16 protein-coding genes are annotated in these 11,809 nt (G+C 44.9%); 9 read left to right on the top strand and 7 right to left on the bottom strand.

What is annotated here, in order from left to right; all coding sequences use genetic code 11:
- The first annotated feature begins 2 nt into the window (after positions 1-2).
- The 4 genes from ACGHVY_RS09040 (at position 3) to ACGHVY_RS09025 (ending at position 3,295) form a co-directional block, all read left to right on the top strand.
- Positions 3-992: a glycosyltransferase family 4 protein gene (locus tag ACGHVY_RS09040; RefSeq protein ID WP_390598516.1), complete on the top strand. Its 990-nt coding sequence runs from the start codon at positions 3-5 to the stop codon at positions 990-992.
- Positions 982-1,377: a WbuC family cupin fold metalloprotein gene (locus ACGHVY_RS09035; protein WP_390599665.1), complete on the top strand. Its 396-nt coding sequence runs from the start codon at positions 982-984 to the stop codon at positions 1,375-1,377. The genes ACGHVY_RS09040 and ACGHVY_RS09035 overlap by 11 nt, the downstream gene beginning before the upstream one ends.
- Before the next feature lie 129 nt (positions 1,378-1,506).
- Entirely contained in the window at positions 1,507-2,568 is a 1,062-nt protein-coding gene (locus tag ACGHVY_RS09030) for an ATP-binding protein (protein ID WP_390598514.1), read from the top strand.
- Positions 2,561-3,295 (top strand): hypothetical protein, encoded by a 735-nt coding sequence (locus ACGHVY_RS09025; RefSeq protein WP_390598512.1) that lies wholly within the window; start codon positions 2,561-2,563, stop codon positions 3,293-3,295. The genes ACGHVY_RS09030 and ACGHVY_RS09025 overlap by 8 nt, the downstream gene beginning before the upstream one ends.
- A gap of 97 nt (positions 3,296-3,392) precedes the next feature.
- On the opposite strand, the gene ACGHVY_RS09020 is transcribed toward ACGHVY_RS09025, so the two are convergent.
- The 3 genes from ACGHVY_RS09020 to ACGHVY_RS09010 form a co-directional block, all read right to left on the bottom strand.
- Positions 3,393-3,806 carry an N-acetylmuramoyl-L-alanine amidase gene (locus tag ACGHVY_RS09020; protein WP_390598510.1) on the bottom strand — a complete coding sequence of 138 codons (414 nt, stop codon included), beginning with the start codon at positions 3,804-3,806 and terminating at the stop codon, positions 3,393-3,395.
- Positions 3,807-3,810: 4 nt separating this feature from the next.
- Positions 3,811-3,918 carry a smalltalk protein gene (locus ACGHVY_RS09015; RefSeq protein ID WP_022136901.1) on the bottom strand — a complete coding sequence of 36 codons (108 nt, stop codon included), beginning with the start codon at positions 3,916-3,918 and terminating at the stop codon, positions 3,811-3,813.
- A gap of 99 nt (positions 3,919-4,017) precedes the next feature.
- The gene (locus ACGHVY_RS09010; protein WP_390598509.1) at positions 4,018-4,515 is read right to left on the bottom strand and encodes a DNA-binding protein; all 498 of its coding nucleotides are present in this window, start codon (positions 4,513-4,515) and stop codon (positions 4,018-4,020) included.
- 220 nt (positions 4,516-4,735) lie between these two features.
- On the opposite strand from ACGHVY_RS09010, the gene ACGHVY_RS09005 reads away from it, so the two are divergent.
- Positions 4,736-4,954 carry a DUF4248 domain-containing protein gene (locus ACGHVY_RS09005; protein ID WP_390598508.1) on the top strand — a complete coding sequence of 73 codons (219 nt, stop codon included), beginning with the start codon at positions 4,736-4,738 and terminating at the stop codon, positions 4,952-4,954.
- A 147-nt stretch (positions 4,955-5,101) separates the two neighbouring features.
- Here ACGHVY_RS09005 and ACGHVY_RS09000 read toward each other — a convergent pair whose 3' ends face one another.
- Positions 5,102-6,937, bottom strand: coding sequence for a DUF3987 domain-containing protein (locus tag ACGHVY_RS09000; RefSeq protein WP_390598506.1), 1,836 nt, complete (start codon positions 6,935-6,937; stop codon positions 5,102-5,104).
- A 29-nt stretch (positions 6,938-6,966) separates the two neighbouring features.
- Positions 6,967-7,593, bottom strand: coding sequence for a BT4734/BF3469 family protein (locus tag ACGHVY_RS08995; RefSeq protein WP_390598504.1), 627 nt, complete (start codon positions 7,591-7,593; stop codon positions 6,967-6,969).
- A gap of 165 nt (positions 7,594-7,758) precedes the next feature.
- On the opposite strand from ACGHVY_RS08995, the gene ACGHVY_RS08990 reads away from it, so the two are divergent.
- The gene (locus tag ACGHVY_RS08990; protein ID WP_390598503.1) at positions 7,759-7,911 is read left to right on the top strand and encodes a hypothetical protein; all 153 of its coding nucleotides are present in this window, start codon (positions 7,759-7,761) and stop codon (positions 7,909-7,911) included.
- Positions 7,912-8,146: 235 nt separating this feature from the next.
- Here ACGHVY_RS08990 and ACGHVY_RS08985 read toward each other — a convergent pair whose 3' ends face one another.
- Complete coding sequence (locus ACGHVY_RS08985) at positions 8,147-8,467, bottom strand: HigA family addiction module antitoxin (RefSeq protein WP_390598501.1); 321 nt, start codon at positions 8,465-8,467, stop codon at positions 8,147-8,149.
- 6 nt (positions 8,468-8,473) lie between these two features.
- Entirely contained in the window at positions 8,474-8,794 is a 321-nt protein-coding gene (locus tag ACGHVY_RS08980) for a type II toxin-antitoxin system RelE/ParE family toxin (protein WP_390598500.1), read from the bottom strand.
- A gap of 263 nt (positions 8,795-9,057) precedes the next feature.
- On the opposite strand from ACGHVY_RS08980, the gene ACGHVY_RS08975 reads away from it, so the two are divergent.
- The 3 genes from ACGHVY_RS08975 to rsxC are packed head-to-tail and all read left to right on the top strand — an operon-like array spanning position 9,058 to position 11,806.
- A complete protein-coding gene (locus ACGHVY_RS08975) occupies positions 9,058-9,480 on the top strand; it encodes a SoxR reducing system RseC family protein (RefSeq protein WP_390598499.1) in 423 nt (140 codons plus the stop codon).
- 7 nt (positions 9,481-9,487) lie between these two features.
- Entirely contained in the window at positions 9,488-10,444 is a 957-nt protein-coding gene (locus ACGHVY_RS08970) for a Fe-S cluster domain-containing protein (protein ID WP_390598497.1), read from the top strand.
- Positions 10,445-10,468: 24 nt separating this feature from the next.
- Entirely contained in the window at positions 10,469-11,806 is a 1,338-nt protein-coding gene (gene rsxC, locus ACGHVY_RS08965; RefSeq protein WP_390598495.1) for an electron transport complex subunit RsxC, read from the top strand.
- Positions 11,807-11,809: the final 3 nt, after the last annotated feature.

Genomic DNA, 11,809 nt, shown 5'->3' with positions numbered 1-11,809 from the left:
GTATGGTCGTATATCTGTTGATAGCAGTATTATTGCTTGTTCTTGAATTGGCATATTTCAAGGTTGCCGATAAGTGTAACATTATAGATAAACCTAATTTACGTTCGTCGCACAGTTCTATAGTGCTGCGTGGTGGTGGTATTATTTTCTTGTTTGGCGCCTGGCTTTATGCCGCCTTTTATGGTTTTACATGTCCGTGGTTCCTGTTGGGGCTCACCATGTTGGGTGGCATCAGTTTTGCTGATGATATTCATTCGGTACCCAATAAATTTCGACTGATTGTACATTTCGCCGCTATGACACTCATGTTTTATCAGTGGGGAATTTTACTGCCTGAGTATTGGTGGGTGGTTATTATCGCACTTATAGTATGCACCGGCATTATCAATGCTTATAACTTTATGGACGGCATTAATGGTATCACTGGTGGTTATTCATTGGCGGTATTGATTCCCTTGTTGCTCTTGAATATGCAGGAGGAATACACCGATAATAACTTTATTATTGTGACTTTGTTGAGTGTATTGGTGTTCTGTCTGTTCAACTTCCGTACCAGGGCAAAATGCTTTGCCGGTGATGTGGGTAGTGTCTCCATCGCATTTATTTTGCTCTATTTCCTGGGCTCTTATATTTTGCAGAGCGGAAACTATTGGGCTATAGTGCTGTTGATGGTATATGGTGTGGACAGTGTACTCACTATCTGTCACCGTATCATGTTGCACGAGAATATTGGTCAACCTCACCGCAAACATGCTTATCAACTGATGGCTAATGAACTGCATATTAAGCATGTGACAGTGTCCACCATTTACATGGCTTTGCAGTTGGTAATTTCTTTGGGAGCCATCTATCTGCCGGTGAACAAGTATCTGTATCTTGTAGTGGTATTGGCATTGCTGTGTGTAGCCTATATATTGTTCAAAAAGAAGTATTATCATTTGCACGAAGAGTATCTGCGTGCTAAAGCTAACGAAAGGAATAATGGAAATTAATAACCAATTGCTTGATGAATTGTTGTCTCAGGCCGAGAACAATGAGAGACGCCGTGTCAATCTCGATTTGCGTAATGGCGATGGAGACACTTCACAGCGTATGCTCAATGCCTTGCAACCGGGAACGCATGTTCCTATTCATCGTCACACAACGACTAGTGAAACTGTAATTCTGCTTAGAGGCCATGTCACTGAACTTTTCTATAACGAAAAAGGGGTTGAATGCGGTCGTCATGAATTGAATCCCGCGAAAGGTGTTTATGGTGTTCAGGTACCCGTTGGAATGTGGCATACTCTTGTTGTGCATGAACCTTCTGTTATCATAGAGATGAAAGATGGTGCTTATGTGCCCCTTACCATGGATGATATTTGGCAATACGAATAAATTCCGGTTCTGCAAATACTCCTTCATATAAGTTCTCTAGATGAAAAAGTCCGCATGAAAAAGCCTATAAAGTTAGGAAATCTAAGAAAGAATTAGTTCTTTTGTACGATAAAGCCATAACAGAATAAAATGAAGTTAACTCAGTTTACATATAGAGGAGAAGATTGGAGATTGGCATCGCCTATCAACTTACAGGAAGTTAATTTATTAGTAGGTAAGAATGCAGTAGGTAAGTCTAGGACGATTCGTGCCTTAGGGAATGTATTGCTTTATTTGATGCAGTTATCTGAACGGAACACATTAGATATATTTCGTAGTGAGCTTCTTTTTGAAGATGAAAATGACTCGATTAGTTATGAATTTCGTCTAAAAGGGGCAGATGTGGTTTACGAGTCCTTGAAAGTAAATGGGGAGACTTTATTGTCTCGCAATGAAAATGGAACTAATTTGTGTGGTGAATCTATCAATCCTCCTGTAAGTAAATTGACATTACATGTTCGCCGTGATGTAGTGCAATATCCATTCATTGAGAAAATTATGTTATGGGCAGAGCATGCGTGTGGATTATGCTTTAATGAAATAGAGATGGCAGGGGATAGTGCTATACCTTTTTATATATTAGGGCAAGGGCAAACTCTCTTTGCGATGGTTAAATCTTTACCAGAAAAATCCATTCAACAGGTTATTGACCAGGCACATGAACTTGGTTATCCCATTCAAAGAATCGAGCTGTTTGAACATGGCAGTAATTTGAAAATGGTGTTGTTTCACGAAGAGAATGTCAAGAGCCAGCTTTTTGATGCATTGATGTCAAAAGGAATGTTTCGTGCTCTTTATCTTCTCATTTACGCACAATATATGTCTGTTCGAGAATACCCGTCCTTGTTACTTATTGACGATTTGTGTGAAGGACTTGACTATGACCGTTCTACAAAGCTGGGAAAGATTCTTTTTGATTTTTGCATAGAACATCATATACAGTTGATAGCCAGTTCTAATGATACTTTTTTGATGGATGTAGTTGATTTGAAATATTGGAATATCCTTCAACGTGAAGGGAGCGAAGTGTCCTCTATAGATATTATCAAGAATCCGGATTTATTCGATGGTTTTCTATTCACGGGTTTGAGTAATTTTGATTTCTTTTCTTCTGATTATATTACCCGGAAAAAGAAGGATTGTAATGAATAGGCGTAAAATTGCTGTATTTGTAGAAGGTCAATCCGAGTACATCTTTGTTCGTGATTTTTTGTGTGGTTGGTATAACTACGATTCTTCTCTTTTGGGAATAGAGTGTTTCTCTCTTCGTTCTGACCGTTTTCATTCGGTACCATATCCTTTTGGCGATCGGGAGAGTTATAATTATTACCAAATAGTAAATGTTGGTAATGATCGTAGTGTACTCAGTAAGATGCTGAAAGAGGGGCCTCGTCTACAGAATGCGGGATTTCATCAAATAATAGGTTTGAGTGACATGTATAGTGACCTTTATCATGAACAAACAAGGGAACGACGTATTGATATAGCTATTAATCAGCGATTTATAAAGGCACACCGTGAACAACTTGACAAGTCATTGCAAAAAGACTTGCTAAGTTATCATTTTGCTGTTATGGAGGTGGAAGCATGGATTTTGGGGATGTATCAATTCTTTCAGCGAGTAGATCCGGGTTTAACTCCGCATTTTATTATGTCACAGTTGCAAATAGATATAACTTCCGATCCGGAAATTTCTTTTTATCATCCTGCTAAAGTGTTAGCTGACATATATCATTTGGCTGATCGTCAGTATGACAAACATCTTGACGAGATAAGTGCTATAACTTCACAGTTTAGTAAGGAAGATTATTTATCTTTATTAGATTCGGGGAAGTGTAATTCATTTAAAGAATTTGTGGAAGATTTGGTAGGTGAATAGCCGATATATTTGTTGAGAATAAAATAGTAGAATATAGTATAACAAGTAAAGGCGGTCATTTGTGAAGTGACCGCCTTTACTATGAAATTTCCCTCTTTTACAAATCTGAATACTCCTTCACACATTCAAAGCACGGGCATCCCTTCATCGGATTCAAATCATGATGCCCCACAATCAACGCTTTCGGAAACTGTCGCCGTAACTCCCTCAACAAAGCAAGCAACGAGCCTTTTTGTTCCAAAGTACGCGTATCCTTCGGCTTTCCTTCCGCATCCAGCCCGCCTTCATAGCAAATACCGACCGAATGGGCGTTATGGTTCCTGCAATGTGCCCCGACCTTTTCAATAGACCGTCCCCGATGGATTTCCCCGTCCCGTGTGATATAGAAATGATACCCGATGTCACGGAATCCACGATGGTGGATATGGTCTGAACGACAGGCTTCCGCCGAGAGGGATTTCCCCTCCGGCGTAGCGCTGCAATGAATGATAATTAGCGTAATAGTCCTCATTAGGCTACATACAGCTTTGTACTCCAAACACACCGCCGATGGCGGTGGCTACAGTGATGATAATTTTGAGAACTAAGCTCCATACGGAGCGGCGTGATGATGAATTGCTCATAAGTCAATTTTTAAAGGATTAAATAATTGGATATTGGCGAGCCCTTCGCAAAAAGAAGGGCTCACAGAAAATAGGAGAGGCAGGAGATAGGGGCAAAGGCTATGCTGCCGGATCCGGGTCCGGAGTCTCTCCGCCATCATCCGGGTTAGGGTCAGGTGTATTGCCCGAACCGGAACCGCCACCACCGGAAGTGGTAGGCTTCTGATACTCCGCCTGTTGTCTCAGTTGGCTGTCGAGTTTCAGGTTGGTCGTTGACAGATTGCCGGTGGCACGTGCCTTGAGTCTCATACCGGTGATATTCTTCTCCAGCGAGAACTCTTCCAGCGTTTCGGCTGCCTTGCTACGGATACCCACACCGAAAATGGCAAGGTCATCAATTTTCACGCATTTGCCGTCGAGCAGCAACTCCTTGATGCAGTCCACCATATCGGTGAGCACACCCTTGATGACACCGCCGGAATACGGCGAATTGTGCTTCGACATATGTTCGGCAAGTTTGCCCAAATCATACGTTTCATCGCTTACCGCACGGGCGAACCACTTGCCCGCATTCAAGCCTTTCTGCTGCTGGTTCTGATAAATTTTGTAACGAATCATAAAACAATAAATTAAAGGGTTATACATTGTGTCTCCGGGATTCTTTCCCCTTTCGACGATACAAAGATACAACCCCGGAATCCCCGAAAATCGGTTATGTACCGTTATGCTCATACCTTGTCAGTTATATGCAATTAGGGTCGGTTATTCAATGGAAAAGCGTTGGCTATGTGGATATATTTTGTTACTTTTGTAACAGTAAATCAGAAACTTATCCATCATGAAAGAATTCAGAATACGTGCGTATGGACGCATGGAGCTGGCGCAACTCTATTCTCCCGAACTTACCAGTATTGCCGCTTACCGGAAAATGAAAAAATGGATCCTACGGTGTCCCGGACTTTTACAACGCTTGTATGATTTGGGGTATCAACCGGAACATCGCTCTTATACACCCTTGGAAGTAAGGATAATTGTGGATGCGTTGGGCGAGCCTTAGAGGAGCAGCGTTTTACAACTGCTAAAGCGGCGCTTTAGAGGATGTAAAGCTAAGCTTTAGCACTCGTAAAGCGCCGCTTTGGTACAGACAAACCGCTACGTTGTTAATAACGGGCAGGTACAGCAGGTACACTTTTTCGGGGCTCCCTTACACACGCACACATGCGCGTGCGTAAGTTCCTTTCCCGTCTATACTGATAAGCACTCCGCTTTTGGTCAATCGTTTCAACCAGGTGAGGGCAGTGTTTGTCTTGATTCCCATGGCAGTTGCCTGTTCCAACAACTGTGCGCGGGTAAATTCTTCACCCAACTGTTTGAAGAGGAAATCCCGGTCAGCATTGGAACGGTGGCTGATTTCTACGGCAGGAAAGAAAGACAGGATATGCGTGGCATGACAGTAGAGAGGTTCAGCAAGTGCAAGTACAGCTTTAAAGTCCTCAGGAGTAATAGTTACATCCCAACGGGTAATAATACCGTCATTGATGTTGTCGGTAGGAATCTCCTTGTCAGGAGTAAAGCTGGAAGCAGGGGATACCTTGAACTGATAAGATTGCGGACTTTCGAGAGCACGCAATACAGCTACTTCCGCCATGATACGACACATATTGACAGCCAGGCGGGCTACGAAACTGTACATCTCCCTGCCGTTAGCTATGCTCGAACGGGAGAACAGGCGGGAGAAGAGTGCGTCGAATTCCTCTTGCTGTTCATGCGTGAGCCGGAGTGTATGAATCCCATGTGCTTTTATCATATCCAGTTTCCCTTTCCATTCCAATCCCATAGCAGTAAATACCTCTTCCAAATTTATCTTGTTCTCTGTAAACTGGCTCACCCATTTCCAGATACCGTGCAGGTAGTAGAACAGTTGACGGGAGAAAGAACCGTCTTCTGTCGTCGGAATAAAAGTTTTGACTTGTGATGGTGTTCCGGAAATCAGGACGGAAAGAAAGCTCTTCTTTACTTCCCGGTATTCCTGGTCGGTGCGGCGGTTATAAGACAAGCGGTCGTGGTCGAACGCTTTGCGGAGCGTGTCGCTCCAGTGGCCGTAGTCCGAGCCTATGGCAGTGGAAAGGGTATCCGCTTCGGCTTCACAGATAAGTCCTGTTCCTTCGGAATCCATGATATTTTGCAGGATACCCGTACCGGTATTATTACCGGAAATGAGAAACATCCTGTTGGCAGGCATTTGCGGAGCTTCCACTTTTGCACGTTCTTTGCCCATTGCTTCGTAAGCCGCTTTCTCTCTTTTATAAGTTTTCATCTGTACGGCCACTTCTGCGCGGATCTGGTCGTGAATAGGTTCTACGAGCAACCGGATGTAGGAAAGGATACTCTTGCCGGAAGCGGAAGGAGCGATGACGAAACATTGCATACAGGGATACTGGTATTTACCGCCATAAGAACAACGCACGTACCGTTCCATGGAAGAACCCAAAGCTGTCAATGCTCCCAATAGCATGATGTCATGTTGTGCCGCAGTGTTGCCATAGCTTATGATGCGTTGCAGAAACTCCGGCCAGTCAGCTTCGGGGAAAGTGGGCAACGGATGCTGCGGTTCGCTGCCCGGCAATAGTTCTTCTTCTTCCTCTTCGGAAGTTTCGTCATTTCTTACCTTATTATGCGCGCACGTGTGTGTGGAAAAATTGCGCGGTGTACCTGCTGTACCTTTTGTACCCGCCGGGCTGTTCATAACCTCGTCTTTGCGGATGGTCACCCCTGCGGTTTCGGCAAGGTGGAACACTGTGCCCAGATGTATGTCACCGTGTTTCGTGGCGAGCGCGTTGGAGAATACCTTGTCGGCTTGTTCACGCTGATATTTGGCGGACAAGCGGCAGAGGCGGTGAAAATAGTCGCGCCCGGCTTCGCCGCAATCTGTGGCGATGGCAAATGCCAGTTGTACGTACTCGATGTAAGTCGGAGCGATGTCCGCTCCTGCTGTTTCAACTGTCTCGGTGAGGCGGCGTAGTGATTCAATGTCGTTCATTTTTCTTGGATTGGGAATTATAGATTATATCAGATGTTTCTGAATAAGGCTTCGGGGTCGTGGCTCAGGAAACAGGCTCTTACCAGGTCTTTCCCTGAACCGTCTACGCCTTTGGCAGTTGTCCGGGCAGCGATGTCCGTCGTCGGGGTGTAGACCATTTCGACATATTGCATGGCTCTGTTGATGCTTTCCGTGACATTCTGTATCTCGTCTGCCGGAAATGGCGTGCCGGTCGGGACGAATGCTTTCACGCCCCGACCGCTGGGGCTGATATACGTAAGTACGGGACGGAGGAAAGGATCGTCGAACAGGGTACGGCGCATTCCGGCGGCTTCTTCGTTGGAGTCGAGGTGGTCTACGTCTATCACTATCAGCCGTGAGGAGGATAGGAAGCATTTGCTGTTGCGGCGGGTGAAGGTGCCGCAGGGAGTCACGTAAGGCAGGAGCGTGGCTTTCGCCGTCCGCATGTCCGGAGCGTTGCGTACTTGTTCGGTCAGGAGCCTGAGGTTTTCATTGCAGGTGATCATTTGGAAAACCTGTTCCACGGAGATTTCGCAGAAGGGGAGAAGGGTGGCGGGAGTGACAATTCGTCCTTCTTCATTCCTGACGGGGGCGATGGGCGGCATAAAATAGGACATTCGGTAATTGTTTGGCATAATATTTTGCTGTAATGAGTTAAAATCTTTACTTTTGCGGAGAAACACAAATGTGCTTCAGAACACGGCGTAAAATTAGCAAAGACAAAATAAACATTATCCCGACATACGGGATGGAAGTTGGGATAATTAATCGTTATAGTGTGTTTTTAACAATAAATAAGAATGAAAAAAGAAAAAGCTTGTTACGAGAGTTTGGGCGCTTGCATTTCAGAGTTGCAAGACTGTTTGGGGTTGACGAATGTTGCAGTGTATAATGCAGTAAACATCGGCCATTCAACCTATAATGATGTAAAAAAGGGCTGGATGGCAGATTGAGTCATTACGTAGAAGTTGCCGATTTCTTTTTTGACTCCTTTAGTGAGGAGGAAATCGAGGCGTATTTGGACAAATGGAAGTTGCTGTATTTGGAGCACAGGAAGAGAAGAGAGGAGGAGCGGGGAGAACAGTGAAAGAACAGATAAAGTAAAAGGGTTGCAGGCGGGAAAAAGTTTCCCGCCTGCAACCCTTTTATATCCGACTTTAGTAATGCTTTGGAATGTTATCTTTGTTATTAAAATACTGCTGCTATTTTTTTGATTTTGTTTATTCTTTCAATAATAGTAGCATTTTTCCGGGCTGTTTCTAAATTGTACTCTGTTTGCATCTTCACAAGTAAGTCTGCATTGATTCCTAATGCAGCTTCTAAAAGTAGTGCAAACTCAGTAGTAACAGGACGTTTGGCATTTAGAATTTCATTTAAAGCGGTGTAAGATAACTCAAATTTCTTTGCAAAATCTTTTTGCTTAATATTTCTACATTCCAGTTCTTCCTTTATCAGTTCTCCCGGATGATACGGACGGAATGATTGTAAGTTATTTGCTGATGTTCCCATATTCTTTTACTTATAATGGTTTGTAATATCTACCAAAGAACATATTTCAATGATCATTTGATTAGATTGATTTGGTATTTCTCGAAACTCAAGCCTGTATTGGTTATTTATACGCAATGAGGAAAGACCCTTCTTGTCTCCTTTTAGCTTTTCATAATTCAATGCTTTGAATGTGTATAAGTCTTCCATACAAGAAGCGTTTACCAAGGCTTTCACGCATTTTAAATACCCGCTGACTATTTGAGGTTGAAACCGATGTTTTTTATCATCTGTTTTTCCTTTCTCATACAGCTTAGCTAAATATTCTTTCTCAAATTCAACATTCATATAGTTGTTCTTTGTTTTTGCAAATATAGTGATTCTTATTGGAAAATTCGCGAATTTAGCGAATTATTTAAAAGGATACTCCATATTAGTTCCGCCTGCCTTTTATGTTGCAAACATATCAAATAGTAGCCATATCTTTTTCCGTGTGCGATAACGAAAACACAAGAAATAACAAATTATTATGTAGAAAAAATACGGGGAATGCTTCGTAGTTCGCAAATAATGATTAAATTTGCCGCGATTTGTAATGTTGAGTTTGCAAAATGACGAATAATACTATAAAGCATCTAGGTATTGTGGAAAACATACAGGGTTCTCATCTGTCGGTGAGGATCGTCCAGACATCGGCTTGTGCGGCTTGTAGCGCAAAGGGGCACTGTTCCTCGGCGGATAGTAAGGACAAAATCATAGATATTATTGATACTGCTGCTTCCTGGAAAGTGGGGGATAAAGTGATGGTAGTCGGCGAAATGTCGATGGGCATGATGGCAGTGGTATTGGCATTTGTACTTCCTTTCATACTTCTGATTGTTTCTTTATTCCTTTTTATGGCGTTGATGGAGAATGAACTGTATGCAGCCCTTCTTTCTCTGGCTGTCCTCGTGCCTTATTATTTCATTTTGTGGCTCAATAAAACGCGACTGAAACAAAAATTTTCATTTACTATAAAACCAATAAATAACTAAAAACATTATGAATTTGATTCTGATTGCAGTGATTTCATTGGGAGCGATAGCGCTCGTGCTGGCCGCTATTCTTTATGTGGCTTCCAAGAAATTTGCCGTGTATGAAGACCCGCGGATTGCCCAGGTGGGGGAGGTTCTGCCCCAGGCCAATTGTGGTGGATGTGGCTACCCCGGTTGTAGCGGATTTGCCGACGCTTGTGTCAAAGCCGGATCACTGGATGGTAAATTTTGCCCTGTAGGCGGACAGCCTGTCATGGCAAAAGTCGCTGATATCCTCGGACTGGCAGCCGGTGAGGCTGAACCGATGGTAGCAGTAGTGAGATGTAACGGAACTTGCGCCAACCGCCCGCGTACCAACCAGTACGACGGTGCGAAGAGTTGCGCTATCGCCGCTTCACTGTATGGTGGGGAAACCGGTTGCAGCTACGGCTGTCTGGGCTGTGGCGACTGTGTGGCTGCCTGCCAGTTCGACGCTATCCACATGAATCCCGAAACAGGGCTTCCCGAAGTGGACGAAGCGAAATGTACGGCTTGTGGAGCTTGTGTGAAGGCTTGTCCGAAGGCGATTATCGAAATCCGCCCGCAAGGCAAGAAGTCGCGCCGTGTGTACGTCTCTTGTGTGAATAAGGACAAGGGTGCCGTGGCACGCAAGGCTTGTACCGTTAGCTGTATCGGCTGTGGCAAGTGTGTGAAGACTTGTCCGTTCGAGGCTATCACGCTGGAGAACAACCTGGCTTACATCGACCCGAACAAGTGTAAATCTTGCCGCAAGTGTGTGGAAGTTTGTCCGCAGAACACCATTACCGAGTTGAATTTCCCGCCGCGCAAACCGAAGACGGAAGAGGCTACGGCTGCTCCGAAAGCTCCTGCGACTCCAAAGGAAACAGTTGCTCCGAATCCGGCTGCTCCGAAAGAGACGACTGCTCCGAAAGCTACGGCTGAAGCTCCGAAAGTAACAGAATAATAACAGAATAAAATACAGAATTGTATGTTAAAGACATTTTCAATTGGTGGAGTTCATCCACACGAAAATAAATTGTCGGCACATCAACCTATTATCACGGCGGAAGTTCCTGCAAAGGCCGTTATTTTGTTGGGGCAGCACATCGGTGCGCCTGCAAAACCGATTGTTGCGAAAGGTGATGTGGTAAAGGTGGGCACCAAGATTGCCGAACCTGCCGGCTTTGTTTCGGCAGCAATTCACTCTTCAGTCAGTGGCAAAGTGGCGAAGATTGATACGATAGTCGATGCCAGCGGTTATGCGAAACCTGCCATCTTTATTGATGTGGAAGGTGACGAATGGGAAGAGACAATCGACCGCAGCAAGTCGCTGGTGAAGGAGTGTGAACTTCCGGCGGAAGAAATCGTGAAGAAGATTGCCGATGCAGGAATCGTAGGTCTGGGTGGTGCTTGTTTCCCTACACAGGTGAAATTGTGCCCGCCGCCGTCTTTCAAGGCCGAATGTGTGATTATCAATGCGGTGGAGTGCGAGCCGTACCTGACTGCCGACCATCAGTTGATGCTGGAACACGCGGAGGAAATCATGGTGGGTGTCTCTATCCTGATGAAAGCCGTGAAGGTGAACAAAGCGTTTATCGGAATCGAAAATAACAAGCCGGATGCCATCGAACTGATGACGAAAGTGGCTGCAAGCTATGCAGGTATCGAGGTGGTGCCCTTGAAGGTGAAATATCCGCAAGGGGGTGAAAAACAGTTGATTGACGCGATAACCAAACGCCAGGTGGCCAGCGGCGCGTTGCCTATCTCCACGGGAGCTGTTGTGCAGAACGTAGGTACGGCGTTTGCTGTTTATGAAGCTGTCCAGAAGAATAAACCGTTGTTCGAACGTGTGATTACCGTGACGGGAAAATCTGTTGCGAAGCCGTCCAACTTCCTTGCCCGTATCGGTACGCCGATGAAGCAGTTGATCGACGCTTGCGGCGGTCTGCCCGAAGATACGGGAAAAGTAATCGGCGGCGGCCCGATGATGGGTAAGGCGCTGGTGAATATCGAGGTTCCTACTGCGAAGGGCAGTTCCGGTATCCTGATTATGAATCAGAAGGAAGCCAGACGCGGTGAGGCACAGACCTGTATCCGTTGCGCGAAGTGCGTGAGTGCCTGTCCGATGGGACTGGAGCCGTACTTGCTCGGAGCTTTGTCCGAAAACGGAGATTTTGAAACAATGGAAAAAGAAAGAATCATGGATTGCATCGAGTGCGGCTCCTGCCAGTTCACTTGTCCTGCCAACCGTCCGCTGCTCGACTACTGTCGTCTGGGAAAAGGTAAAGTAGGGGCTATGATTCGCGCACGTCAAGCTAAAAAATAACGA

It is taken from the genome of Bacteroides sp. f07 (genome assembly GCF_042854785.1).
Taxonomy (GTDB): Bacteria; Bacteroidota; Bacteroidia; order Bacteroidales; family Bacteroidaceae; genus Bacteroides.
This window is presented reverse-complemented; position numbering and strand designations above follow the sequence as displayed.